General features: G+C 59.1%; 18 protein-coding genes. 11 read left to right on the top strand and 7 right to left on the bottom strand.

All coding sequences use genetic code 11. The features are described 5' to 3' along the window. Nucleotides 1-654 precede the first annotated feature (654 nt). The 5 genes from kdpA to OP10G_RS03685 all read right to left on the bottom strand — a co-directional run bounded on the left by kdpA (nucleotide 655) and on the right by OP10G_RS03685 (nucleotide 7920). Nucleotides 655-2550, bottom strand: a complete 1896-nt coding sequence (kdpA, locus tag OP10G_RS03670; protein WP_025227233.1) for a potassium-transporting ATPase subunit KdpA — start codon at nucleotides 2548-2550, stop codon at nucleotides 655-657. Nucleotide 2551: 1 nt separating this feature from the next. After that, nucleotides 2552-2638 (bottom strand): K(+)-transporting ATPase subunit F, encoded by an 87-nt coding sequence (kdpF, locus tag OP10G_RS27775; protein WP_084178793.1) that lies wholly within the window; start codon nucleotides 2636-2638, stop codon nucleotides 2552-2554. Between the two features lie 468 nt (nucleotides 2639-3106). Beyond that, entirely contained in the window at nucleotides 3107-3799 is a 693-nt protein-coding gene (locus tag OP10G_RS03675) for a response regulator (protein ID WP_025227232.1), read from the bottom strand. Continuing rightward, a complete protein-coding gene (locus tag OP10G_RS03680; protein ID WP_025227231.1) occupies nucleotides 3792-6461 on the bottom strand; it encodes a sensor histidine kinase in 2670 nt (889 codons plus the stop codon). The genes OP10G_RS03675 and OP10G_RS03680 overlap by 8 nt, the downstream gene beginning before the upstream one ends. A 175-nt stretch (nucleotides 6462-6636) precedes the next feature. Further along, entirely contained in the window at nucleotides 6637-7920 is a 1284-nt protein-coding gene (locus OP10G_RS03685; RefSeq protein ID WP_025227230.1) for a hypothetical protein, read from the bottom strand. Between the two features lie 195 nt (nucleotides 7921-8115). Between OP10G_RS03685 and OP10G_RS03690 the strand changes: the two genes are divergently transcribed. From OP10G_RS03690 to OP10G_RS03705, 4 genes are all read left to right on the top strand, one after another. Continuing rightward, on the top strand, nucleotides 8116-9528 hold the full coding sequence (locus OP10G_RS03690; protein ID WP_025227229.1) for a hypothetical protein: 1413 nt from the start codon (nucleotides 8116-8118) through the stop codon (nucleotides 9526-9528). 26 nt (nucleotides 9529-9554) lie between these two features. After that, a complete protein-coding gene (locus tag OP10G_RS03695; protein ID WP_144240975.1) occupies nucleotides 9555-10424 on the top strand; it encodes a hypothetical protein in 870 nt (289 codons plus the stop codon). A 192-nt stretch (nucleotides 10425-10616) separates the two neighbouring features. Then, a complete protein-coding gene (locus tag OP10G_RS03700; protein WP_025227227.1) occupies nucleotides 10617-11087 on the top strand; it encodes an MOSC domain-containing protein in 471 nt (156 codons plus the stop codon). Then, on the top strand, nucleotides 11080-11406 hold the full coding sequence (locus tag OP10G_RS03705) for a hypothetical protein (RefSeq protein WP_144240976.1): 327 nt from the start codon (nucleotides 11080-11082) through the stop codon (nucleotides 11404-11406). The genes OP10G_RS03700 and OP10G_RS03705 overlap by 8 nt, the downstream gene beginning before the upstream one ends. Before the next feature lie 221 nt (nucleotides 11407-11627). Here the strand turns inward: OP10G_RS03705 and OP10G_RS03710 are convergent, their stop codons facing one another. Next, the gene (locus OP10G_RS03710; protein ID WP_144240977.1) at nucleotides 11628-13544 is read right to left on the bottom strand and encodes a DUF5916 domain-containing protein; all 1917 of its coding nucleotides are present in this window, start codon (nucleotides 13542-13544) and stop codon (nucleotides 11628-11630) included. A 127-nt stretch (nucleotides 13545-13671) separates the two neighbouring features. Here OP10G_RS03710 and OP10G_RS03715 point away from each other — a divergent pair, with 127 nt between their 5' ends. The 7 genes from OP10G_RS03715 (at nucleotide 13672) to OP10G_RS03750 (ending at nucleotide 23613) form a co-directional block, all read left to right on the top strand. Continuing rightward, nucleotides 13672-14277 (top strand): Uma2 family endonuclease, encoded by a 606-nt coding sequence (locus OP10G_RS03715; RefSeq protein WP_025227224.1) that lies wholly within the window; start codon nucleotides 13672-13674, stop codon nucleotides 14275-14277. A 75-nt stretch (nucleotides 14278-14352) separates the two neighbouring features. Further along, the gene (locus OP10G_RS26110; protein WP_144240978.1) at nucleotides 14353-14706 is read left to right on the top strand and encodes a hypothetical protein; all 354 of its coding nucleotides are present in this window, start codon (nucleotides 14353-14355) and stop codon (nucleotides 14704-14706) included. 95 nt (nucleotides 14707-14801) lie between these two features. Then, nucleotides 14802-17924: a preprotein translocase subunit SecA gene (gene secA, locus OP10G_RS03725; RefSeq protein ID WP_025227222.1), complete on the top strand. Its 3123-nt coding sequence runs from the start codon at nucleotides 14802-14804 to the stop codon at nucleotides 17922-17924. A 398-nt stretch (nucleotides 17925-18322) separates the two neighbouring features. After that, nucleotides 18323-19138, top strand: coding sequence for a hypothetical protein (locus tag OP10G_RS03730; protein WP_025227221.1), 816 nt, complete (start codon nucleotides 18323-18325; stop codon nucleotides 19136-19138). A gap of 339 nt (nucleotides 19139-19477) precedes the next feature. Continuing rightward, nucleotides 19478-20041 carry a hypothetical protein gene (locus tag OP10G_RS03735; RefSeq protein WP_025227220.1) on the top strand — a complete coding sequence of 188 codons (564 nt, stop codon included), beginning with the start codon at nucleotides 19478-19480 and terminating at the stop codon, nucleotides 20039-20041. A 1062-nt stretch (nucleotides 20042-21103) separates the two neighbouring features. Continuing rightward, the gene (locus OP10G_RS03745; protein ID WP_144240979.1) at nucleotides 21104-22339 is read left to right on the top strand and encodes a hypothetical protein; all 1236 of its coding nucleotides are present in this window, start codon (nucleotides 21104-21106) and stop codon (nucleotides 22337-22339) included. Next, entirely contained in the window at nucleotides 22336-23613 is a 1278-nt protein-coding gene (locus OP10G_RS03750; protein ID WP_144240980.1) for a hypothetical protein, read from the top strand. Before OP10G_RS03745 ends, OP10G_RS03750 begins: the two co-directional genes overlap by 4 nt. A gap of 249 nt (nucleotides 23614-23862) precedes the next feature. On the opposite strand, the gene OP10G_RS03755 is transcribed toward OP10G_RS03750, so the two are convergent. Next, nucleotides 23863-24651 carry an MOSC domain-containing protein gene (locus OP10G_RS03755; protein ID WP_038472468.1) on the bottom strand — a complete coding sequence of 263 codons (789 nt, stop codon included), beginning with the start codon at nucleotides 24649-24651 and terminating at the stop codon, nucleotides 23863-23865. Nucleotides 24652-24704: the final 53 nt, after the last annotated feature.

Raw genomic sequence — 24704 nt, forward strand, 5'->3', positions numbered from 1 at the left:
ACGTGAAATCGCCGTGTGGGCTCGCAAGGCCCTTCGATCGGTTAAGCCGCCTCCTTCCGACCTCGGAGAGGTCGCAGAAATTTGACCCGCGTCAGCAGACCCGGGGTAAGGAGCCGCCACCTTAACCCGACCTCCGAGGCGCTTGCCCTTACCCACGTCTTGGATCAAGGCACGAACCTCCATCCTGCGCCTGGTACCTGTCACGTCATGACGAACTTTGCCGCTCCAGACACCTGGGTCCAAAGTGCTTGGCCCTAGTGGCCACCTGCCGGATTCGGGAACAGAGGTTTCGCTCAGTGGAACCCTCTCCCTCGCACCTGAGGGGGAGGGCAGGGTGGGGGAGCGCTCAACACGTCCCAGTCCTTTGAATAAACACCTTGTATTCAACGGACTTGTGGCAGGAATCGTCCACCCCCTCCCCTGCCCTCCCCCGCCTTGGCGGGGGAGGGTTCTCGCTGGCCAAACCCTTATCCCATCTTGCGGAAGGTTGCCGATCTAGATCCTGCCGAACCGGACACGAGGACCGAAGATGTGGATAAGGACAAGCTCGAAGGTGGTCGCAAAATGCTGGCGAAAAGTCTCCCGTGTATCCGGTCGACGAAAAGTCACCAATGTTGAACGTCCGAGATCCATAATGGACGCTTAAGTAATATTTCACTGAGTCTTCATCTCCTTCATCTGGAAGTGCTCAACGATCGGCCCCAGGGAGAGCGCCGGGAAGTAGCTGAGAACGTTGACGATCACGACCACACCCACGAGCAGGGCTACAAAGGTTCCTCCATCGGTGGGGAAGGTTCCGGCCGACATCGGCACCGTCTTCTTCCGCGCCATGCTTCCCGCAATAGCCAACAGCGGAACGATCATCAAGAATCGGCCGACGAGCAAGGCGATGCCGATCGTCGTGTTGTAGTGCGGCGTGTTCGCCGTGATTCCCGCGAACGCCGAGCCGTTGTTGCCGGTCGCGGAAGCGTAGGTGTAGAGAATCTCGCTGAAGCCGTGTGAACCGGAGTTGTTCAAGTTGTTCCGGGTCGATCCATAGTAGGTGTCGGTTGCGTTGCCGTAGGCCGTTGCCGGCCAAGCGTTCCAGTTAGCGACGGCCGGCAGCTTCGCTAGATCCGCCGGCTTCTTGGGGTCGACGGACACGGAGACGTACCGGTCTTTGGCCGCAGGATCGGTGGTCGTCGCATAGTTCGAGTTGGCGCTGATCGCCGTCCAAAGAAGGAGGTTTCCGGCGAGGACGAGGGTGGCGAGCATGGCCATTTGCACTTCGAACTTGCCGATCTTCTTTCCGAGATACTCGGGGGTTCTTCCCACCATGAGACCGGCGATGAACACCGCGATGACAGCGAACATCAACATTCCGTAGAGCCCCGCGCCGACGCCGCCGAAAATGACCTCGCCGGACATCATGTTGAAGATCGGCACCATCCCACCCAACGGGGTGTAGGAGTCGTGCATCGAATTCACGGCGCCGCAGCTCGCGTCGGTGGTGACGGTAGCGAAGAGCGCGGAAGCGCTGATGCCATAGCGGACCTCCTTTCCTTCCATGTTCCCACCCGGCTGAGTGGCAGTGGCACCGGTCTGGATATGAGCGGCTCGCAGGTGGTCGGTCCCCCCTTGCTCGGCCGAAATGCAGGCGAACGCGCCCGCCAGGAACAGCACGGACATTGCGCCGAACACCGCCCACCCCTGCTTGACATTCCCTACCATGCGGCCGAAGGTGTACGTCAGAGCGGCCGGGATGCAAAAGATCAGTAGGATTTGAAGCAGGTTTGACGCGTTACTCGGATTCTCGAAAGGATGGGCGGAGTTAGCGTTGAAGAAGCCTCCTCCGTTCGTACCCAGCATCTTGATGACCTCTTGCGAGGCGACGGGGCCCATCGCGATCGTCTGCGCCGTCCCTTCTACGGTCTTAATGGCCATCGGCGCTGCAAAGTTTTGCGGCGTGCCGAGTCCGATCATCACCACCCCGGCGACTACGCAGATCGGCAAGAGCACGTACAAGGTCGCTCGGACCGTGTCAGCCCAGAAATTGCCAATTCCGTTGGCGCTTTTCCGAGCAAAGCCGCGAACGAGCGCAATCGCGATCGCCATTCCCACCGCCGCCGAGGCCCAGTTATGGATGGCGAGCGCCACCATGTTCGACCAATAGTTGACGGTGACTTCCGGGCTGTAAGATTGCCAGTTGGTGTTCGTACCGAAACTGTTCGCCGTATTGAATGCCAGGTGCGGCGGCATCTGAGCGCCATCGAATTTCTGCGGATTGAGGATCGCCGGGGCGAACCCCTGCAAGCGAAGCGCCGCATAGGTGAAGAGGATAGAGACCGCGCTGAACAGCAGCATGGCGACTGCGTAGGTCGTCCACTTCATGTCGTCTTCCGGACGGACGCCGAGCAGGCGATACCAATGCCTTTCGAGTGGCCCGAAGATGGACGACAAGAATGTCCGCTCGCCATCGAAAACCTTCTGCATGTAAATGCCGAGCGGCTTCGTGACGAGGACGATCATCGCAAAGAAAACAAGAACCTGCAGCGTGCCCAAAATGGTCATTTCAGAACTTCTCCGGCTTCAATAGGGCGTAGAGCAGGTAGATGAGGAGCAGCAGAGATACCGCCCCCGTCCAGACGTAGTCACTCATCTTTGTTGGCCCCTAATAGGCGGTCGCATCCGCGTACGTACGCGACGGAGATGGCGAAAAAGGCGATCGTAATTCCGAGGTAAAGAAGGTCGAGCATGGATTTATTCCCTCGCTAATGGCTCAACTCGGCGGTCATGCCGCCAAGTGGGATCGTCGCAGCTAAATATCCAACCGCGAAAGCTTCTCCGGCTCGTGCCCGGTAGCCGGCATCCGATTAGCCAAAGAACGAAGTAGCCAACCCCCGCCGCCGCGAACGCCAAGAAAGTGGTGTCCAACATCACTAACCTCGATGGTGCGATTTGGAGGAATCAAGGAGGCGTTAGGGGAATGGGGATGGGCGTAAGGATTAAATAAGGAAGCCGTGGCACGGGCTTCCAGCCCGTGTGTATCACGAGCATCCTGCTCGTGTAATTCCGCCAAGGGCAGGATGCCCTTGGGACCCACGGGCTGGAAGCCCGTGCCACGTTTCTACTCGTCGATCCTTAATCGGTAGCCGACGCCGGGTTCGTTGGTGATCAGTTTGGGGCGGGCGGGGGACGCTTCGAGTTTATGGCGGAGCTGGCCGGTGTAGACGCGGAGGTATTGCGATTCTTCGGCGTAGGCCGGACCCCAGACTTCGGTGAGGAGCTGGCGGTGGGTCACCACTCGGCCGGGATTCCGAGCGAGAGTAGCGAGAAGCTTGAACTCGATCGGAGTGAGATGGATCTCCTCGCTCCCTCGGAAAACCTGCCGGGCGGCGAGGTCGATGCGGACACCGTGGGCTTCGATCACCGGCTCCGGAGCGGCGCTCTTCCCCGTGTGGCGCAACGCCACGCGGATTCGGGCGAGGAGCTCGGGGACCCCGAAAGGCTTGGTAAGGTAGTCGTCCGCGCCCGCGTCGAGGGCGGCCACTTTATCCCGCTCCTGGCCACGGGCGGAGAGGACGATGATGGGAAGCTCGCTCCACTGGCGCACCTCGCGGGTGACGTCGAGGCCATCCATATCCGGCAACCCGAGGTCCAGAAGGACGACCTCCGGGTTTTCCGTGGCGATGGCGCGAATGCCGTTTCGCCCGTCGGCAGCCTCGGTAAGCGTGTATTCGCCGGGATCGAGGCTCGCCCGCAAAAATCGCCGAATCGCGGCTTCGTCGTCGATTACCAAGACACGGCGTGGCTCAGCCAACCGGAACCTCCGGCGCCCGGTCCGGCTTGGGAAGCTCGATCACGAACGTGGACCCTCCCCCCGTGCGATTCTTGGCCCAGATGCGGCCCCCGTGCAACCGGACGATGGCGCGGCAAATCGCCAGGCCAAGTCCGAAACGCCCCCCGTCGCCGTCCCGTTTGGGGCGCTGGAACCGCTCAAAGATCGTTGCCTCGGATCCGACGGGTATCCCCGGTCCTCGATCGGATACTTCGACATACACCGTCTCATCACCCGCCCATGCCGAGACTTCGATCGGCGAGTTGCCCTGGGCGTGGACGGCGGCGTTTTCGAAGAGGTTGGCGAAGACTTTCTCCATCAGAGCGCCGTCCAGCTCTAGTAGCGGGAGGTCGCTCGGAATGTGGATTTCCACTGGACGGTCGCTGAGAACGACGCGGGTCCGGTCCAAGGCCGCGGCAATAAGCTCCTCCAGGGACTGCCATTCAACGTTGGGACGGATCTCCCCCGAGTTGAGACGCGTCATGTCGAGCAGATTCTGAACCTGCAAGTTCAGCCGCATCGACTCCTCATAGATGGTTTCCGCCAACTCCTGCTCGGCCCCTCCCCGCTCCCGCATGGCGCTGGCCGCCCCCGCAATCGCGGTCAGCGGCGTCCGTAGATCGTGCGAGATCGAGCTCAGCAAGGCGTTCCGCATCTTTTCCGACTCGGCTTGCAGCCGCGCCTCGTGCGACTCTTTGGCGAGCAGAGTCCTCTCCAGGGCTACCGCCAAGCCGGTCGCGAACGTCTCGAGCAGGGTTCGCTGGGCCAGTGTCAGAGCCTCCGATTTAGATCTCGGAGAGAGTGCCAGCGCCCCCACCGAGCCCCGGGAGGCGCGAAGCGGTAGGTACATCGCCGCCGACCCCGGCAGGGTGTCGGTCCCGGCGCCCGCCGGTTTTCCGTGTTCGAACGCCCACTGGGCGACCGCCATTTCCGAGTCGTCCGCTTCAAAGCTGGTCACGGACGGAACCACCACCGTCAGCATCGAACGGGCATCCGGTAGCAGCACGGCAACATCCGTATCGAACTCGTCGCCGATTCGGCGCGCCGCCGCTTCCGCGATCTCCTGCTTGGTCCGACTCGCGGCCATGTCGCGGCTCACTTCGTAAAGGGCGGAAGTACGCCTTTCCCTCGACGCCGCGTCGGCCGCTTGGCGGCGAAACCGGCTGTTGAGGCCGCTCAGGATTACCGACACCGCGAACATGACCACGAACGTGGGAAGAAACTCTACGTCGCTTACCGCGAACGTGTAGCGCGGGCTCACAAAGAAGAAGTCGAACGCGGCGACGCTCAAAATAGCGGACAGCAGCGAAGGACCCCGGCCGACCCGGGTCGAAACCAGCCCCACCGCGAGCAGATACAGCATGATCAGGTTCGACAGGTGCACCCAGGGGCTCAAAAGGAAGCAGAGTGCGGTGGTCGCCGCCACCGCCAGCACGCTGGCGGCATACTCCTCCGGCCTGGCGTCCGCCACCTGAATCGGCGTCGGCCTTTCGCTCGGTGTCTCCGATTCTCCCGTGATCACATGGACGTCGATGTCCCCGCTCCGGCGCACCAGGTCGTCGACCACCGAACCGCGAACAAGCTCATGCCACCGAGAACGGATCGGCTTGCCAACGATGATCAAGCCGGCTCCGCGTTGACGCGCGACCGTTAGGATCTCGGCGACGATGTCGTGGCCGCTGCGACTCAGCGTTTCCATCCCCAAGGCCTCGGCGAGGCGCATCGCTCGCTCTGCCCGATCCCGATCTTCGTCGGAGCGATTGGTCTGACGATCGCTGATCACCGAGATAGCTAGGACTTGAGCGTGCATCGCCGTGCCATACCTCGCGGCGGCCCGGATCACCCGCTCACCCAGCCGGTTCGGGGCGACGCAGACGAGGATACGCTGGCGGGATCCCATCGACCCGGGGGAAGCATCCGCCCGGCGGAAGGATTGAATTTCGGCGTCCACCCGGTCCGCCGCCCTTCGTAGCGCAAGCTCCCGGAGCGCCAGCAAGTTTCCCCGGCAGAAGAACCCCTCCAGGGCCCGCTCGGTTTGGGCGGGCACGTACACCTTCCCTTCTTGCACCCGCTGTCTTAGCTCGTCCGGGGGAATATCGACCAGCTCGATTTCGTCCGCGGCATCGATAAACGTGTCGGGAACGGTTTCCTGGACGAACACTCCGGTCATGCTCGCCACGACGTCGCGAAGGCTCTCCACGTGCTGAATGTTGATCGCAGTGTGCACGTCGATCCCAGCCGCTAACAACTCCTCCACGTCTTGATAACGCTTAAGGTGGCGCGATCCCGGAGCATTGGTATGGGGCAGCTCGTCCACGACCAGCAAGCGCGGTCGCCGCCGAAGCGCCTCGTCGATATCGAATTCCTTGAGAAGAATGCCGCGGTGCTCGACTTCCCGAAGTGGCAACGATGGAAGCCCCACGAGGAGCGCCTCGGTCTCTTTCCGACCGTGCGTTTCCGCATAGCCGACGACGAGATCGATCCCTCGCGCGATCTGCTCGTGCGCCTCGCTGAGCATCGCGTACGTCTTGCCGACACCGGCGGACATGCCCAAAAAGATCTTGAGCCGCCCCCTCGTGCGCTCGGTCATTTCTCGCTGAGCGATGCGCAACAAAACATCGGGATCCGGTCGCTCACGGCGCATCCGCAGTCAGAGTGGCACATTCGTGGCTGAGAAGCGCATAAGGAAAATATAAAGGTCCGCTCCCTCTTCGCGCCTTTGCGTGATCAGGCCCGTCTCCCCTTCTCTCCCCTTCCTCTTTGCGTCTTCGCGCTTTTGCGTGACCCACGCATCTCCCCCCTCCCTCCATGCGCCGCCACTAAGGCTGGATCCACAGGTACACGGGCGACTCGCCGATGCTCACGGTTACCGATCCGTCCTTGGCAACCGTGAACGGGACTGACTCCGCCGGCGACTGAGAGAGCGGCATCCTTTCGGCACGGACCACCTTTCCCAGTTTGGGAAGAGTCACCGTCGCTTGTCTCTCCGCACCGGTCGGGGACCAGACGGCGACGATACGGTCGTTCGCATTCTTATCTGACCGGAATTCGTAGGCATACGCCTGCCCCTCCCGCTGAAATAGGGGTCGCGAGAACCGGTAGTCGCCCAGCGCCTTTTGAAGGTGGGCAATCGCGTAGAACGACGGTTTCGGCTTAAAGCCGCGAGTGAGGCCGGACGAGCCGTGGAGTTGGGGCACGTCGTCGTCGTTGAACCAGAAGATGTACGCCCGATCGACGTCCATCGCCGCGAACACGAGGAAGGAGCGGACGAGGTACTGGGCCTGCTGCGTGTCGGTCGAGCCGACCCATTTGCTGAAGTCGCCAGTCGAGGGCGCCGGCTTGGTCGAGGCGTCCCAACCGAACTCGGTGACCCAAACTTTCTTCCCCGGGGCATTCGCATTGCGCCAGTCGATCACTTCCTGCACCTGCTTCAGGTACCGGATGGAAGGATCTTCCGGGTAGCTGCGCCGCCATGTCGGCCACTGCTCTTTGAACGCGTAGGAGTGGACGTTCAGCACGTCGCATAGGTCGTTCAGGCCCCTTAGGTTCTCGTAATCCTTGGAGTACCGGTCCTCCTTACCTTTCGCGACCGCGCACGAGGCGATCAGCATCTTGGGATCACCAGCCCGCAAGCCGCGAGCCATGCTCTCGAACATCGTGCGGTATTGAGCGTCGGTGTACTTCTCCGGCTCGTTTCCGATCTCCGCGCTGCTGACTAAGGGATGAGAGCTCGACGGTCCGAAGGCGCGGGCGAATGCCCGCCCGTACTCGAACGCATCCCGCTTCACGTCCTTCCACTTCTCCGGTGCGATCGACTCGAACTGCAAAGACGCATCGATCCCATATCCAGCCGCGATCCACTTGCCGTACAACTCATTCCAGTTCACACCGTTTCTAGTCGACGGAAAGGTTGTCCCCTGCGAAGTGTCCGGCCCGAGATCCCATTCCACCGGATGGTAGTCCCTAAGCCGCTTCGTCACCGGCGCATAAAGCTCCGGCCGCATTTGGACGGTATGCGTATTCAGCCCGATGAAGTCGCTAATCAGCGGCTTCAATTTCGGCCCGCGGCAGGCAGCAAGCCACAAGGAGAGCAAGAGCACCATGCCCTATTCTGAGTTCTCTCGCGCGGCATTTCTCGTAGAGGAGATATCGTCGGCTCGGAATTATTAAAATTTTTTACAGTAAGCCAAATGTCGTGATATCGTGTACGCATCGTGAATCGTGCTATTGCATTAGCGTTTACAGGGCTACTGCTGTTTGCTCCTTCTAAGCTCCTGGCTGGGTACTACGTTGCCGGCATGACGTCCGGACTCACCATGTCCGTTAGCGGCGGAGGCGGTTATTCGGTTACGCCTGGACACGGCGCCATCAGTGGAGGAGCGGGAGGCGGTGGAGGCTCAGCCAGTGCGTCTGGCCTCATCTCGACGACGTTCACCTGGCAGCGTGGCACGATCTACGGCGGCGAGCTTGACCCGGACGACAACCCTCCCGACACCGTTGTCGTCATCGAAACCTGCAATGCTTCGGCGGGAGCCTCGGCATATGGCGGCGCTTCTGGGTCCAGTGCAGCCAACAACGGCCTCGGAACCACCACAGTCAACCTGACCACACCGATTTACCAGCCGGTGCCGTTTCCGCCCTTTCAGATTCAGATCGGAACGAACTACAGCTCCGTCTGCAATGGCTCTAAAGCCACCATCAAACCCGGCGGAGATACCGTTACCGTTAATCAGTGCTCAGTGTCCGGCTCGGCTTCCAGCGGGAGCGGTCCCTTCAACGTCGGCGTTACCTACGGTGTCTCATGCGATGCCGTTAATCTGTTTGTCAACGGCACGGTTAAGGACCATGGGACCCAGTACGGTGAGGTCGGCCGACTCGATTCCGGCACACTTTCCGCGCCCGGCGTCATTCTTAGCCAATGGCAGTGGAATGTAGGCGGATCGGACGCGTTTAAAACCTACAGGCACGACACCATCGGCTTGGTTACCTACCTGACCTCCGCAGATCTCGCCGTGGAGTCACCGTCCTGGCACTGGAAAAAGGGCAAGGCTGAGACCGTATCGGTCACTGCTAACGCCTCTTATAACGGTGTTTCGATCGGCTCCATTTATCAATCCAAAACCGTCAATGTCGAGGCGCCAACCCCCGTTTGGTCGGGAATAACCCCGTCCGGCCTGTCGAACGAGGTGCACTACGGGCTCGTCTCTAACGGCAATCCGACCTGCCTTTCTCCCATTACCGGCAGTCCGGTTGGAATGTACTATTCGTTCGGCGGCACCAAATGCCCTCACTTTCCGGACGGCACGCTTTTTTGCGCTCAATTGGTAAACGCCTACTGGTACTTCGACGGAATCCTCATCGACCAGTGGAGCACGACATCGGGGCGCTACGACCTCGACAGTTCGTACCCTTACAATAACAGCGGCCCTACTTACGATCCAGCGGTCTACCGGTACCCAATCAGAGAAGACGACCAGGACACTCCCGGATATTGGAAGATTCAGGTTGGAGCCGTGCAGGTTCTCACCAATTTTCAAACGAACTTGATGTACAGGTCCAGTGACACTTCAGAACAGGACATAGCCCTATATAGTCAGTCTTGGGATTGGAATGGTTCGAGCACTTCCTCTCCCCCGCCCGCCAGTCCTACCGCCGGAGGCGGGGGGGCGCTATCCAGTCATCCGACCTGGACCAACATATTCGTTCCATGAACCGGATGTCGAAAAAGGAAACCATCGTGAAAAAAAAGAACGTAGGAGTTTGGGTTTTGGCTGGTTCCGTGGCCGTGGTGGCGGCCGTCGCGACCGTGCCGACGTTTGGTGGGTCGAAGCAAGTTGCGCCTCGCGGGCCGTTGAACGCATCTGGTCTCAAGCTGAAGGCTCAACGGGCGGTTTATGAAAAGTCGGTGGGGAATGCGAATGCCGATTTCTTCGCCAAACAGTACGATAAGGCTCTTGATGGGTATCGAGCCGCAAAGGCTCTACCAACGCTCAGCCCCGATCCGACGATCGACTGCAAGATGGGGACGTGCTTCGCGGCGCTCGGCCGGTATCGTGACGCGCTGGCGGCTTTCCGAGCCGCTCAGACGACGGATCAAGTTGGCTCGTCGACCGGCTTAATCGATGCCGAGATCGCCTTACTTGCCTTTCGGCACGGTGATGCGGCCACGCTCCACGACGTCGTCAGTAAGTCCCACGGCCGTTATTTGGAGGGGGGAAAAATTAGAGATGACGTAACCTTAACCTCTGGTCCGGGCGAGTCGAGTGTTTCGGACGCGCAGGTCTTTCTCGTTTTCGCCAGAGCGTTTGCCGCGGCTTATCAGCGTGAGGGGGTTGATTTCGCCTACGGCAAGGCCATGGCGATGAGCCATAGCGATCCGAGGGTCGCTATGGAGTATGCCTTCTCTCTCCGAGCGAACTTTTACGATGTCCAAGGCGAGGCGGATGTCCTCAGTCAAGCCGGCGCAACTAAGGACCCTCACTTAACTCTGGACATCAAGCGAGAATTGCAGAGCGCCCGACAGACCCTGTCCATTTCCGTAGACAAAGCGCCGTCGAAGGTCGAAGCGCTTAAACGGGGTGCTTTCCAAGCACAGGGTGTTTACTGAGCGAGTCGTCTTGGCCAATAATCCCAAGTCGAACAAGCAGCCCCAGCGCTAGCGGATGTCCGCCGTCGGGCTCATTCCGACGACACAATACAACTTCTCCTCCGGACGGCATACTGACGTGGGGCTGCGGATTGCAAAGCAATCTTTGGCGGTGCAAAAATGCCTTTCCGCACCACGGCGTAAGTCTCTTCCATGTCGCAAGCCGCCCTCCTCGAATATCCGATCCAGATTGCCCTCGGCTCGGTCGTGGCTCTCTATCGAAAGCCCGCGCGCGGAGTGATGGAAGTCGCCGACTCGCTAGAAGCGGTCGGCGGTAAAGGATTTGTCGGCGACTACTCGTTCGGCAAACGGCGACGACAAGCCTTGTTATTGTCGACCGTCGAACTGAATGCCTTCGGCTACCGGTCCGGAGAGCTAAGGGAAAACATCACCCTCGACATTCCCGGACTTCAAAGCCTTCCGATCGGGACGGTGATTACCGTCGGCGAAGTGGAGTTCGAGATCGAGCAAGACTGCGCCCCGTGCGGAGGCATGGCCCGACGTTTGGGCGAGGATCGACAAGAATTCGTGGCAAAGATGGCGGGAAATCGAGGGATGCTGTGCAAGGTGCGCTCTTCCGGCACGATTCGTGTGGGAGACGTGGTAAAAGTGCGTGGTGGCTAGCGGAACACATGGACGTCGTGACGCGGTTGGCTCGGGCCTAGGGATCGTGGTGTTCCTGGGAGGGGTCGGCCTCTTATTATTGGTCTTCCGCCTTGCCTACGAAATGTTCTCGGTTTCGCCCAGCGACGTGCTTCACATCAAAGGGGCTAAAGCGATCGATTTCGGAACCGTGGGCAATTCGGTCACGGAAATCATCGTAAAAATTTTGCTCCTCCTGGTGATGGGAGTTTGTGGCTCGCTTATTGCGAACCGGGGGATTCTCCTTTACACCCATTCGCGAGGCCTGGATCACAAGCCCGCGCCGAAAGAGACCCCATAGCTGGGCCAGTGGACCGTCAAAACTCATTTTTGGACGCTGCATCTTACGGCGAAGCCGTGTAGCCGCAGGTTGTTCGTACCTGCGGACAGCCCCGAAAGGCCGACCAAGTTCCTCAAGAATAGCCAAAGAATGAGGCTTGACGAGCTAGTAGTACTGTTTAGATTGGGATGAACAACAAGCTTCTTACTCGGGCGGGCCGCCCGTGCCACCTTGACAAGAGGCTAGACTCGGAACGGAACCACGACCTTCAAGATCACACTGGTCCTGAAACGAAGCGCGCTCGGGTCTCCGAAGATTAGGTAGTACTCGGCGCCCCGATTTCCGGATCGACGGAACGCCAAATACCAGTTAGTGTCTGAGCCAGTTCGGACGAGCCTGCCACTGACGGAGCGGTCATGTCCCAAGTCGTAGAAGCTGCTGAAGATTGTCTGGTCCGTGTCGACCGCCCCGAGGTGGAACTTCTGATAAGTGCCCGTGAGCTGAAGCTTGCCGAAGAGCCGGTAGGAGCTGCCCACCGTCAAGAGCCGGTACTTATCCCCGCCGATCTCCCCCGACGCATAGCTCGTCTGCACGTTCCGGTACGGGTCGCTGACCGGGAACGAGACGGTTGCCGTATCGATTCGATCGTGACTCCCTTCGAAGGTCGCCCGGTCGACGTTATAGTCGAGGGCGAGCCCGGACCGAGTGGTGACGGCGAAGTCTCCGTTCGCGTCGTCTCGATATCGCTTTCCAGAAATGTGATCGTAATTAAGATACGTGAGGTTCACCGCGTAGCTCTGCAGCGGTCCCTTATCCAGTGGGTGCTGGTAGCCGAGGAAGTAATTCATCCCCTTGTAGTCGGTCTCCGGAACGAACCCGACCCCCGGGAAGAAGTTCTCCGTAGCGCGGGTATATCCGGCGTTGCTGAAGAATCCTCCCTTGAAGTAACCCAGCGCCAAGTCGGTCTGCTCCCCCGAGTGTAGAGTCGTATCCCGGCTCCCCATGTCGCGCACAAAGATATTCCAAGGGCCGATCGTCTTGGAGTACCGCGCCAGATAGGCCGAATTCTCATATCCGGGTCGGGTCCGGCTCGTCGCCGTGACCCGATAATTATCGTTGGCGGTGGGGGCGTAGGTGAGGTTTCCGACTGAAACGTTCTCCTTGCCGAAGTCGATCGTATCAAGAAATCCGAACTGCGTCTTATCGTTCAGCTTCCCGTAGGCATTAACTCCGACGTCGAACTGCCGGATCGTTTGCGGGAAGAAGAGCTGCGAATTGTAGTAGCTCGACCCTTCCTGAAAGAACGGCCGGTTCTCGTTCGCGATCCGGGCGAAGCGGCTGAAATCGAGCGACAGCACGCTTCGCTCGATATTGCGGAAGTCCGGGTTGATCGTTCCGACGAGGTTGACGTTCTCGTTCAGGCTCGTCTTCAGGTCCATGCCGCCGTTGAGGATCGTTCCACGATCCCCGTCGAGGCCGGCATAGGCGTAAGGAAGAAGCTTGATGCTCCGGTCGACGTACGGCTTGGGCAAGATCACGTCGCGCCAGATCGGCGTGTTGGCCGACTTGCCGTCGTTGATGAAGACGTTACTGAAGGTGCGGTTCAGACGAGGGATAAACCGCTCGACGTTGATTCGCACGTCCCGCTTCCCCGCTTTCGGGATCGGAAGCGCGCTCCACGGGATACGCATCTCGGTTTCCCATCCGCCAGGGGTGCGGCGAGACTGGGCTACCATTTCTCCATTCCATTCCCGTTTGGCCGCGCGGCCGCCGGAAAGCCGGACGTTCGTCGCCCCTCGTGGGTTGGTCTGGAACGTGTTGAAATCGCTGAGGGAGCCGGAGAGGTCGATGTCCAGCACGACGTTGTCGTCGCCGTTCATCCCCACATTGGTCCGATACTCGGTCGCTTGAATGCTCCCCGGCTGGGAGTCCATCAGCCGCGCTGCGAAGTAGATGTACTTTTCATCGTAGGCGATCCAAAACTTACCGGCTTCCGGCGAGGTCTGGCCGGTGGTCTCGTCGACAAGCCCTTCGAACATCGCGGCATCGTGCCACTCGGTGTCGTCTACCGTCCCATCGATCTTTGGGGGAACCGTGATCTTGGCCGCCACGATGACCGGCGCTTGCGCGGAGGCAAGGGTCACGAAGGCAAAAAGCATCGAGGCAAGAGCAAAGCGAAGCACTGGGTAACGACTACCGGATCAGAGGCCCCTCAACGTTCCAACCGTTCAATTCTCCGCAACAACCCGGCGATTTTGCGGGCAGCCGCCGCTGGATAATTGACATGTGTCACCGCCACTGCCTATATCGCCAGAGCAATACCTTTCCGCCGAGCGGGCGACCCCAACCAAACACGAACTCGTAAACGGGGTGATGTACGCGATGGCTGGCGCGAGCCTCGCCCACGTCGAAATAGTATCAAGCTTGATTTTTCTTCTTGGACTGGCCCTAACGGGCTCCGCATGCCGTCCCCTTGGAAGCGACGTGCGCGTAAAGGTGCCGGACACGGAGATGTACGCCTACCCGGATATCTCCGTCGTTTGTGGAAAGGCGATTCTGAAAGACGACCACATGGACACGCTGTTAAATCCGGTCGTGATCTTTGAGGTCCTCTCTCCTTCGACGGAGAGCTACGACCGCGTCGCCAAGTTTGCCCACTACCGGCGACTCGCCACTCTAAAGAGCTACGTGCTCGTTTCTCAAGAGGCGCCGATGATCGACCGGTACGACCGGGGAGACGATGGCCAATGGGTTCTTTCCGATTGCTGGGGAGTCGACTCCAGTCTCCAAATCCCCAGCCTCGGCATCTCGATCCCGCTTGCCAAGGTGTACGAGAACGTCGATCTACCTCCGGACCATCTCTCTCGCCAGCCCTGGGCGAAGAGCGACTGATGCCGCAACGTTGTCCCAGGTGGCGATAGGGCATCGCCCGCAAACGTCTATAATTTAGGACTAGCGCGTTTTGCGATGTTTCCACTACTCCCCGTCCTAATTCTGCTCCTGCTCCACGGGCCCTCGAATATCGAGCGGCTCGCGCACGAGGGGCGGTTGCCTTCGGGCTTGGAAGTATTTCACCGAGAGGTGGAACCGGCGATTGCTCAGCGCGATCGGGCGATCCTCGCCCTGCTCGCCTCCCGCGATCCGCAATTCTCGAGCGCGCTCTTCGCCATCCTCCGAACCGAGGACCAGCCGGCCCGGCCCAAGCCCAAAAAGCAACAGTCCGAAGCGCGGCCGGTTATCTCCGTGGGCGATTCGCCCACCCCGCCGGATGGATTCGAAGATTGCCGGCGCTCCCGCGACGGACCGTTGTCGATTGCTTGATTTTCGATTGCCGATTGCTCGATTGAAGCAATCGGCTCGTCCGGTTGCCGGGGTCATCGAAATGATCCCGGCAACCAAGCAACTAGCAATCCGACATGAATTTTTTACGCAAGTTATTTGACACCAGCAAGAAGGACGTCGATCTGCTTCAGCCGATCCTGAAGAAAATCAACGACCTCGAAACCGAGATTCAAGCGCTCAACGACGATCAGCTCAAGGCTAAGGGAGTCGAGTTCCGTCGCCGAGCCCAGTCGGGCGAGGCGACGGAAAAGATGCTCCCCGAGGTCTTCGCGGTCGTCCGCGAGGTCTCGAAGCGGCTGCTCGGGATGCGCCACTTCGACGTCCAGATGTTAGGCGGCATGGTCCTCGACCAGGGTCGCATCGCGGAGATGAAGACCGGTGAAGGTAAGACCCTCGTCGCCGTCGCCCCGCTCATCTTGAACGCTTACTCCGGTCGCGGCGCCCACCTGGTCACCGTAAACGACTACCTCGCCCGACGCGACGCCGTCTGGATGGGACCGGTCTACCACTTCCTCGGCCTAAGCGTCGGAATTATCCAAGGACAAAGCCAAGATAGCGACGAGCTCGGCGGCTCGTACGTTTACACCCCCGGCGCCTTCCACGCCGATCCCCGCTATCTGAACCTCACCGAGTGTTCGCGACGGGACGCCTACGGCTGCGACATCACTTACGGAACGAACCATGAGTTCGGCTTCGACTACCTCCGCGACAACATGGCGTTCGCGGAAGAAGATCTGGTGATGCGGGAGCTCCATTTCGCCATCGTCGACGAAGTCGACTCGATTCTCATCGACGAGGCCCGAACCCCGCACATCATCTCGGGCGCGTCCAGCGAGGACGTGTCGGTTTACGCCGAGATCGACAAGGTGGTCAAGAACCTCCAGAAGGAGATCCACTATACGGCGGATAAGAAGAACCACTCCGCCTCCATGACCGAAGAGGGCATGGACTATGTCGAAGAGCTCCTCGGGATCGACAACATCGCCGCCGACCCGCGACTCTTCCACCACGTGAACGCCTCCGTTAAAGCGTACGCCTTGTTCGATCGCGATATCGACTACATGGTGCAGAAGGGCGAGGTCGTCATCATCGACGAGAACACCGGCCGGCCAATGTACGGTCGACGGTACGGCGACGGCCTCCACCAGGCGCTGGAAGCGAAGGAAGGGGTCGAGGTTCAGCGCGAAAGCCAGACGATCGCAACGATCACCTTCCAGAACCTCTTCCGCCTCTATCTGAAGCTGGCCGGTATGACCGGTACCGCCAAGACCGAAGAGGACGAGTTCCGGAAGATCTACGGCCTGGACGTCGTGACGGTGCCTACCCACCGACCGACCCAGCGAACCGACCAACCCGACGTCATCTACAAAACGATCGAGGCCAAGTTCCGGGGAATCGGTTGGGAGATTCTCCGACTCAATACCAAGCAGCAGCCGGTGCTCGTCGGCACCCGATCCGTCGAAATGTCGGAGCGGGTTTCCGCCCGTCTCACCGCCGATATGCTCCAGCGCCTCGTGATCAGCCAACGGCTGAAAGAGAAACTGGAGGTCAAGAAGGATGTCAAAGGCGAGGTCGCCCAAGACGCGAAGCGACTCTATGAGACCGACCTGCAGGATCTGAATCGGCAGCAAGTTAGCGCGTTCCTAAGCAAGGTCGATCTGAGCGCGGACATATTCAAGGGCGACTGGCTCGATTGGTGTCTCGATCAATGGGATCTCAAGGGAGACGAAAATCGCCAGCACCTGGAAGACGCCCTCAAGCACGGCATCCCGCACAACGTCCTCAATGCCAAATACCACGAGCGAGAGGCGCTCATCGTCGCCGAAGCCGGCCGCCTCGGTCAGGTGACGATCGCCACCAATATGGCGGGACGCGGCGTCGACATCCTGCTCGGCGGACGCGTGGAAGACGAGCTTGTGAAGCAGGCTCGGGGTCAGGCCGACGGTCCGCAAGAGGAAGGCGGCGAATACGCCAACACCTTCACCAGCTATCGTCGAGGCGGTAAGGAGCGAGCGGCCCCCCCGCTGCCGATCAGCGATCAGGAGAGGCGCGAGAAGGCCGAGGTCGTCCGAGCGCTCGGAGGTCTCTACATCCTGGGAACGGAACGCCATGAGAGCCGGCGAATCGACAACCAGCTTCGGGGCCGCGCCGGACGACAGGGCGACCCCGGCGAGTCGAAGTTCTTCGTCGCGCTGGAAGACCAGCTCTGGAAGATCTTCAACGCGAACATGCTGGAGAACCCGGCCCTCAAGATGTGGCCGCCGATGGAGGAAGTCACCGCCGGCTTCCTTTCGCGGATGATTCAGAAGACGCAGGAGCGGATCGAGAATCACTTCTTCGAAGCCCGAAAGCACGTTCTCGAGTACGACGACGTTCTGAACGCCCAACGCGAGCACATTTACGGCTTGCGACGCGAAATCCTACTCGGCAAGGACGTCAACGTCGAGCTTCGCGAATACATCAAGGAAACCGTCGCCGAAATGGTGGCGAACGCCTGGATGGAGGAGGAAGACGGCGAGCGGGTCTACGACCACTCGGTCCTCTACTCCGACCTCAACGAAGTCTTCCCGCTGCTTGACTACGCGTCGCTCGCCGACCTAGAGAAGTTCCCGCCAAGCCAAGAGCTGGTGGACTTCGTCCAAAGCAAGGCGATGGAGGCGTATGACGCCAAGGCGAGAGAAGCCGGCGAAACGATGGCCGACATCGAGAAGTGGGTAATGCTGAAGGCGGTCAACGACCACTGGATGGAGCACCTGCAGACCGTCGACTACATCCGCGAAGGCATCGGCCTCCGAGGATACGGCCAGGTCGACCCTCTCGTGGCGTACAAGAAGGAAACGTACGACACCTTCCAACGCACACTCCAGGCGATTCGGGACCAGGCGGCGAGGACGCTGTACCTCGTACGCGTACAGCGACGACAGGATTTCGAGGCGATGGTCGATGCCGAGTCGGAGATGCCGCTACTGGCCAATCTCGACGAATACGACTCGAACAACCTCCCCTCCGAAGAGCTGGAATCGCGAGGCTCACCCCTTCAGAGCACCGTCTACACGTCGATCCAAGGAAGCGCCCAGCGCAACACCGGCGAGATCGACTGGACCCGAGTCGGCCGCAACGAGCCCTGCCCCTGCGGAAGCGGCAAGAAGTTCAAGGAGTGCCACTACAAGTCCCTCCGAGAGCAAGGCGTAATCTAACCCTCGAACCGAACGGGCCCGCCGCCGACGCATACAACATGCCTCGGCGGCGGGCCCCGTTGTTTTTGCTCGGCTCCCTTTCGTGCTTATTGGCCATCTGGCTATCGGTCACCGTGACGGACAGCTCTGTGACCGCAGAAGATCGAAGCTCCGACCAAGTAAACCAGCCGCAACGGCCCCATCCCTCCCCCTATGGCAAAGCCCCGGATCGCTGCTCTCCAGAGCGGCCTCCCCTACGGTGAAGCCGTGTAGCCGCAGGTTGGCTCGTACCTGCGTCCCGTCCGCCTACGCCGAACGCGTGTAGCCGGTGCCTGCTACCATACACTAGGACGTTTCATTCGTTGACAGCATTAACGTGGGGCACTTGACGAAAACCAAAACGCCCCCAGATAAGTGCAATGGACGCTGAGAGCTGGGCGTTTAAATTGGCTTATGGATTGGCTACTTCGGGGAATAGAGATGACTTTCACCCCGCTCCTCAGCTAAAACTGGACCTAGGAATCACCATGTACTCTCTGGTATGCCTTGCTTATTGCCTATTGAACGTTCCTAGGCAAACGATACCGACCAACCACGAATTATCGTACGGGTTCGGTACGGTCGATTTCTCACTGAAACTGGCAGATATTTTGTGGTGCGACAGGCTTGTATACCCGATCACGTTCGGGTACCCCCGCCGAGCGCAAGAGTTAGCGACAGATCTACTTAGAAGACTTGACCGCCCAGTCGTAAGAGTTGCACTTCGAGGCGAGGAGCCGAAATACAGAACGACTCCCGAGGAAGATCTCACCCTAGGAATTTCCTACTGGACGCTTCAGTGGAAAGCCAGTTCAGAAGGTGTTGGCGACGAGTCTAAGTTCCATTCGCTGGCGCAGCGTTACTTATTCAAGGCCTCTCATGAAGGAGACGCGGTACAAAGAAGCTTCGCCGCACTTGCTTATGCTTATTGCGCTACTCGCACGATAGGCGACTTTGAGGATCGAAATCTGCCTGCAGGGTTTCCTAATCACAATTACCGGACCAAGCAGTTCAGGCAACGACTGACCCATGTTTACGAGACTTTCAAACAATCGGTCCCCGAAAGGTCACTCCGAGCCGCTTACGAGATCGCACAATTGGACTTGGCGCTGGGCGATAAGGAGGCATTCTACGAACAGCGAAAACTCATTCATCGCGAATTTGCGACTTATAAGAACTTGATCGCTAACTGGTAGCCCACTAATGTAAGCCCACGTAAGTCTCTCGACTTCTTCTGATCTCTTCGATATGGGCCTCTGTGGAAGCGATTCACCTGAACGGCTTGGACTCTTGTGAAACTTGGACTAGGTGCAGCTTCAGCGCGGGAATCCAATTCGTCGGCGATCACTCCGAAATTACATTTTTTGTCATGACGAGTCAAGAATTCAAGGCTACTGTCTTCGCAATTAGTCTCTTGTCAATTACACAGGATCCGCACCGAATGTCGGGTACCAGCGACTATACGCCTTAAAGGAACTTTGCGCTACAACCTGATGTATGCTCCCGATAAGTAATCCACTTCCCAGGTAAAGATTATGGTGCTTCTCTCCACATTAGGAATCTTGTGTTTCCAAGGCTGGGTGTCTGCCCTCCCGGACTATAGAGAATCAGACGCAGACGAGCTTATGCAACTGTGTAGATTTGCCGATCAAAGAGGTGTCTTTGCTGGCATCATTACGCTACATATGTTGACACTCAACATAAACGTCTCCAAGAAAGCTCAGTTGGATTTGGCTCGCGAATATCATATGCAATATGGTGTTGACGTTTCGAAGCTGGACAAAAATCATCGGATCATTATTCCATTTCCAACTCTGAGCATCTCGGCGCCAAGGACACCAGAAGCCAATTTGACCTGGTCACAAGGCGAAGCCAATTGGTCCATTAAGAAAGCATTCGAAATGGTGCAACGTCATCGTGTGTTCCTGCCCAACGACAAGATTTACAAAGTATCTTACAAGCTACGGCCGTGGATCACGACTGAAGGCCGTAGATCTGATACGGTCATCGGACGATTCTATTTTTTGAGAGGCTCTTCAAAACACCAGGCATTCTTTAACCTGACGGAGAAAGAGGCCTATGAGATTACCGATCCATAGTCTACTGATGGCTCAGGGACACCATCCATGATCATTGTGCATTTGTTTTTCATCGCCAGCCTGCAAGCTAACGGCGTACGCCAAGACCAGAGGAGACGGACTGTTCCCACCAGCGCTTCGGCGATCGGTTGGTGGCTCCCAAGCTCCAAAAGGAGAAAAGCTGCATTTTTCCTCTACGAGACAATCACAGAGGGGAGGAAAACTGCACGCACACCGATGGCAAAGGGCGAAATCTCCCTGCAAGGTAACTCCTTCGTGATGCGATTTTCCGCTCGCCAATATCGTGGAGTCGTAACTTTCCGGAATGGAATCCTAAGTGAGAGACTTTTGGGTAAGGCAAAGCTCTCATTTTCGAGGCGTCTAAACTATTTATCTGCGCTCTCCGAGACGTTGAATGATTGGACCGTCCCATCGGCTTCTGCCATGATAGGCGTTAAGGAGCTGAAGGCATCCGCTGGTCTTCGACCAGCGCCTTCGTCGGCGGATTCATACGAATATGACTCTCATACGGGTGAACCGTGGAGGCTAACTTCTAAGCTTGGAGACAACGTTCCCAATGTAGGAACCCATACATTGGAGTGCGAATTCTTCCCGCTTTCTAGCAAGGGGTACTCCGAGTCGATGATCGCCATATGCGCAAGTGTGAGGGACGAGACGCTGATACGGAAATTCCAAAAACACTTGAAATCGCTTGGAATTCCCTCCGCAATTGGGGATGATCGAGGCTCGGTCTTGGTTGTTCCTCTGTGGGCACGTGCGCAAGCACTGATGGTTGTAAAGCGGGAAGTGGCCCGATCGCCTGTGGCTCAATTTGTAATCAGAATGATTGATTGATGGATCTTCGAATGGATCTCCTCGAAGACCGGTTATTACATCCGCTGCTGGAAGATCGGCCTTGTGGGGCCTGCGTTCGTCTCCCGTGTCTAGCGTCTCGACTGCTGCGCACTTTAGGCAACATCACTCGCTCCACGAGCAAGGCGTAATCTAGCCTCGAACCGAACGGGCCTGTCGCAACGACCATACAATATGCGTCGGCGGGCCCGCTTTGTTTTGCTTGGCTCATTGTCGTGCGTATTGGTCGTCTGGCTATGGGTAACCAGTCGGCACGTCCTGCTTTCCGACGCGGAGATCGATAGGGCGATCCCTCCCGAACTCCGATGGTCTCCTCCCTCCCAGAGCGAATCCGATGCCGTTTCCGCCCTGACCGAGCTCAACCGCGAGATCGGCGGTCGTCCGATCTTTGAACCCAAGAAATTCTTTTTGTCTGCATTCTTTAACGAGCCGATACCGTACGCCTATGCCTCGATCGCCGCTTCAGACGACCTGCCGGAAAAGGTCGAGCGGCTTTGCGACCTCGGACCGCCTGGAGAGGGCGAAGTCTTTAAGGGAGACGTCTCCACTCGATTCAGCGCACTTTTCCACGCCTTCTGGAGGCGGGTTGAATTACTGCCCAAACGCGAACCTCGATCGGTATGGTCCTCGGTCCGAGCGCTTGCCCGCCTCACGCGAAACTCGGTCCTCTACCGCGGAAGCGCCAACCAGTACCTCACCGATTTTGCCTCGAATGCTCAACAGTCGCTGGGGGTGATCCTTCGCGCCGTCGATGCGCAAATGCTTTCACCTCGCCAACTCGCCGAGCTTGACCGGATTCTTCCGACCGACGAACAAATTATCGCAGCGGGGCGCGCCCGTGCCGCCTTCGATTACCAACTTACGACGGTAAACCTGCTCCGTCCCCCTGCGGTGGAGGCTTTGTTGCGTGCTCCCGAACCCCAGGCATCGGGAGACCCGCGCTACATGACGGGCCGCTTGAACGTTCCAGCGACTCTCCGACGCGAGGCCACTCTCATCGAACGATACATGGAAAGCCTAGGCCGTCCGGAAAGCGCCCGAAGTCAAAAACGCTCTTCGATTGAAGCGGAGCGGTTCCGCTTTCTCGGCTCCCGTCCCTTTCCGGACGATGACGAGGCGACCGCGGTGGTCCTCGCCCGCGACCTATTCTTTCGAATCCGAGCTCGGGCCGAGCCGAACGCCCGTGGGTGGTACGTTGGCATCCCTTCGTTTGAGCGATGGCTTGACGCAGCCTTCCTTGAGAGGGAGATCTTCGCCGTCGCCCACGCCAAGCTACGCGTTAAAGCGGGCCTAGGCGCTCCGCTTCCACTGGACCCGGCCGACGGGAAGCCCCTTCGGACAGATCCGCAGCGGAGATGGGTCTTGTCCGCGGGGCGTTCCGGTCCGCGGTTATCGACGGAGCCGCCCCTTGTTCACGCCCCCGGCCTCGTGGAGTCTTATCGGTGAGGGTTGTGCAGCGGCCATTTCTCCTGGGGAGCGTCTGCGCCCTCGCCATTGGCGTTGGGATTTGGTTCTGGAAGTCAGGGCAGGGCGTTTTGCTGACGAATAGGGAGATCGCCGACGCCATACCAACCGACCTTCGCCTTGTTCCTCCGACAGCGCAAGAGTTAGAGGCGATGTCGGCTTGGGAAGTGCTAGGCGCCGGGATTAGAGGCGAGCCTCAACTTCGCTCTTATTGGTTCGTCGGCGATTTCCAACGTAATTCAGCCAATCTTCTCGGGTTTGTACCGGCTTCCGATTGGCTGCCTGATAAGGTCGAGGCCCTTTGCGCTCTCGGTCCGCCGGGGGAAACCGCGAGCGACGGACCGAGGCCGGACGGACCGGTTTTCGACATTTTCCGGGTCTTAAGCATGCGGTCCGATTTCCTCATCGCCGCTGGTAACGGCTCCAGGGTATGGCCCACGGCACGCGCCCTCGCTCGAATGGCGGCGACGATCGGTCGATATCGAGGGGAACTGGGTCAGTATCTTGCCGGGCTTAGCACACCCGTTCAACTCGCACTCAGTTCCCTGATCCGGGCCGTCGACGCGGGAGCATTCACGCGTAAGCAGCTTCGAGAATTAGATCGCCTACTACCGTTAGACGACGCGCTGGTTCGAGCCATGCAAGCGCGCGTGCCATTTACGTTCGATCGGGCGGTCGTCCGCGCATTGGAGGTTCCGAACCGCGAGAGCCTACTCAAACCCGCTGATCCCAAGGCGGAGAATAGCGACCGGTACCTGGCAGGAAGACTGAACGTACCGATGACACTCGCGAGGGAAATCGAGCTCTATCACCGGTTCTCGAAAAACATCGGCCAGTCGGCCGCGAAACGAAGTTGGGGGACAACGAGTGAGGATCGAGAGAGGATGGAATATATGCGGAGCTACCCTTGGCCCCGAAAAGGGGATCCCGAGTGGCTGGTCTACGCGCGGGACGAATGGTTCCGGTTCAAGGCGCGGGCATGGCCAAACGCCCGCGGATTTGCCGTCGGAGGGACCCCGACATGGGCACTCAGCAACATCATGCAAGAGCGAATACGCTTTGCTTTGGCAAAGGCCCGAATTCGCTTAGCGATCGATCCTCGCCTCGAGATGCCGATCGATCCGGGAGACGGTCTCCGGATTAGAGTCGACCCGAAGCGAAGAGTCATTTGGAGCGTGGGGAATGACGGAGTGGACAATGGGGGAGCGTCCAATCCTCACGATTCAACTGCATTAGACACCGTCATATCATTCTAAGGACTCCTTATAAATTGCGCCCAGCAGCGCAATAACACCGTGGGCCTAATTTTGATGCCACGCGTCGAACGATATGTAGGCGCCGAAGGTCGAGCTCTCCCCTCAAGGACCGAAGGAACCACGCCTAAAGGAAACGAATGACGGCCCGGCTCTCCCCCGGGCCTTTTCCTTTTGCAGCAAGACCCCGTAGCGTCGCCTCCCACCCGTAGCGTCGGCGCCCCCGCCGATGCCTCGCACGGAACGAGAGCCCTAGGAAAAGACTAGAGCGTCTCCAACGGAAACAACTCCTTCACCCTCCGGCACGAAATACGCCCCGAAGTACACCGCGTTCCCTTCAAGACGGTAGTTGGCCAGTGTTCGCAGCGGCTCGATCCCGACCTCCGCCGTCTCCTGGTTCGTGGTCGTCACCTGGCACCGTCCGCACTTCTTCGCCGCGCGGAAGCGAACCCCGGATAGCTCGAACCCCGGCCACGCGTCTTCCTCGTGCGCCGACACCCCCTCAACCACGATGTTCGGACGGAATCGATTCATCGGCAAAGGCTCCGCCAGGCGGGCGTTCAACGAATCGAGCGACGCCCGCGACGCCACCAGCACCGGCATCGCGTCGGCAAAGCCGACCTTGTCGCCGGGGCGCGTGAAATCGGGATGGGTCGGGCGAATCGAATCGTCCGGCATGTAAACCATCCGCACCGGCATCTCCATTCGTTCACTAAACCACTCGTCGACAAAAGGGGGAACCCGGATCGCGTCGCAGTAACTCGCCCACACTTGGACGGTCAAGCGTTCCCCTTCCGAGCCCAAGGGAACGTCCACCGTCGAACCATCTGGACCCGCGATCCGCATCGAATCCTCCCGCATCTCCGGACGGAACAGGCACATCGCGGGAATGGCACGCTGGCTCAAAAATCGGCCGTTGCCATCGACCAGCATCCACCGCCGGTCGTGCCTGAGACCGCGAGCCTCAACGGGAGAGGCGTCGAGCGAGATGCCGCCCATGCCTTTGACGGGGTACAGGTGGAGGCTGGCGACGGTTGGCACGCTAAAAAGCGTACCGCTAGAAACTAGAAAATTGCGGCGAAGGAAGCAAGGAA

Source organism: Fimbriimonas ginsengisoli Gsoil 348, assembly GCF_000724625.1.
In the GTDB taxonomy this organism is placed as follows: Bacteria; Armatimonadota; Fimbriimonadia; order Fimbriimonadales; family Fimbriimonadaceae; genus Fimbriimonas; species Fimbriimonas ginsengisoli.

Coding starts and splice junctions, on each gene's coding strand:
- OP10G_RS03730 (WP_025227221.1), top strand. CDS start 18,323: ATGGACGCTGAGAGCTGGGCGTTTAAATTGGCTTATGGATTGGCTACT.
- OP10G_RS26110 (WP_144240978.1), top strand. CDS start 14,353: ATGTTTCCACTACTCCCCGTCCTAATTCTGCTCCTGCTCCACGGGCCC.
- kdpA (WP_025227233.1), bottom strand. CDS start 2,550: ATGACCATTTTGGGCACGCTGCAGGTTCTTGTTTTCTTTGCGATGATC.
- OP10G_RS03680 (WP_025227231.1), bottom strand. CDS start 6,461: ATGCGCCGTGAGCGACCGGATCCCGATGTTTTGTTGCGCATCGCTCAG.
- OP10G_RS03690 (WP_025227229.1), top strand. CDS start 8,116: ATGACGTCCGGACTCACCATGTCCGTTAGCGGCGGAGGCGGTTATTCG.
- kdpF (WP_084178793.1), bottom strand. CDS start 2,638: ATGAGTGACTACGTCTGGACGGGGGCGGTATCTCTGCTGCTCCTCATC.
- OP10G_RS03685 (WP_025227230.1), bottom strand. CDS start 7,920: ATGGTGCTCTTGCTCTCCTTGTGGCTTGCTGCCTGCCGCGGGCCGAAA.
- secA (WP_025227222.1), top strand. CDS start 14,802: ATGAATTTTTTACGCAAGTTATTTGACACCAGCAAGAAGGACGTCGAT.
- OP10G_RS03710 (WP_144240977.1), bottom strand. CDS start 13,544: ATGCTTTTTGCCTTCGTGACCCTTGCCTCCGCGCAAGCGCCGGTCATC.
- OP10G_RS03700 (WP_025227227.1), top strand. CDS start 10,617: ATGTCGCAAGCCGCCCTCCTCGAATATCCGATCCAGATTGCCCTCGGC.
- OP10G_RS03735 (WP_025227220.1), top strand. CDS start 19,478: ATGGTGCTTCTCTCCACATTAGGAATCTTGTGTTTCCAAGGCTGGGTG.